General features: G+C 66.4%; 1 protein-coding gene. It reads right to left on the bottom strand.

Going from position 1 to position 318, the window contains the following annotated elements; genetic code table 11:
• Nucleotides 1-216: VCBS domain-containing protein (locus A0G03_RS22145; RefSeq protein WP_425273370.1), on the bottom strand; the 216-nt coding region annotated here is incomplete at its 3' end.
• Between the last annotated feature and the right edge of the window lie 102 nt (nt 217-318).

The raw sequence follows: 318 nt of genomic DNA, 5'->3' as shown, positions 1-318 counted from the left end.
GGTCACGCTCAGGCTGCCGCTGGTGCCGGTCTGGGCCAGCACCGTCGCTGCGGTGGCGTCCAGGTCGGTCACGCTCAGGCTGCCGCTGGTGGTCAGGGCTGCATTGGTCTCGGTCAAGGCGGCGGTGGCGCTGCTCAGGGTGGAGACGTCGTTGCTGCCGGTGATGTTGACGGTCACCGTGTTGCTGGCACCGTCGGTGGTGCTGACGGTGAACACTTCGGTCACCACCTGGCCAGACGTTTGCTGCCGGTTGTTGACGGTCACCGTGTTGCTGGCACCGTCGGTGGTGCTGACGGTAAACACTTCGGTCACCAGGCC

The organism is Pectobacterium peruviense, assembly GCF_002847345.1.
Lineage (GTDB): Bacteria > Pseudomonadota > Gammaproteobacteria > Enterobacterales > Enterobacteriaceae > Pectobacterium > Pectobacterium peruviense.
The sequence above is the reverse complement of the archived record's forward strand: the minus strand, read 5'-3'. Positions and strand labels throughout refer to the sequence as shown.